Source organism: Janthinobacterium sp. BHSEK (genome assembly GCF_056174685.1).
This window is the reverse complement of the sequence record NZ_JBWBYV010000240.1, coordinates 1-696: the sequence shown is the minus strand read 5'-3', so window position 1 is coordinate 696 and position 696 is coordinate 1. Positions and strand designations below refer to the sequence as shown.

At 55.0% G+C, this 696-nt stretch carries 1 protein-coding gene; it reads right to left on the bottom strand.

Going from position 1 to position 696, the window contains the following annotated elements:
- On the bottom strand, positions 1-696 hold a 696-nt coding region (locus AC0V2Y_RS28735; protein WP_475418481.1), incomplete at both ends, for a Wadjet anti-phage system protein JetA family protein.

The window sequence follows — 696 nt, the reverse complement described above, 5'->3', positions numbered from 1 at the left end:
TTGTGCGCGTGAGTGCCAGCGCACCTTGACTGGCCAGAGATCCGGGCGGAAAAGGATCTGGCACAAGGTGCTCTGTTTCTTGTTCCAGCACCTTGATAGCATCACGCACCATTTGGTCGATTGGGCGCACCGTGCGGATGGTGTAGTCAAGGTAGACGGTGGCCTGCCGATTGGCGCGGCGCAACTCGTTGTCCAAGCGATCCAAGTATTCATCAAGTCGAGACAGTTCACGAAGGCGGAATAGGTCGTGCTCGTACTGCACTTCTGCGCGCGGCCGGTTCCCTTGGAACTGGTTTTCTTCATACCAAGTGATGAGCCGTTCACGGTCAATTGGTGACTCGTCGATAGCGTCGACGCGCCGGATGATGGCGTAACGTTTCGATAATGGATGATCGCCTTGCGTACGCAGCGCCCGAAAGTCGCCCAGGAAGAATTTTTCAATATAGTCGTCGAAGAACTGCCGCACAAACTCACTTGCCTTTGTTGTATTGCGCAGCGACGCCATCATGTCGCGCACCACCGTGCCAGTATTGCGCACGTACTGCAAGAGGTTGCGCGTCTGCTGAGCCGCTTCCATGAGCACGTCGCCACCAGCATCTTCCTCCTGGACTAGGTCAATTAATCCTTCGATAGAATGGATCTTCGCACCCAAATAGATAGGGCCGCTATCGGCAAAGCTGACCAACTGGTCAAGGA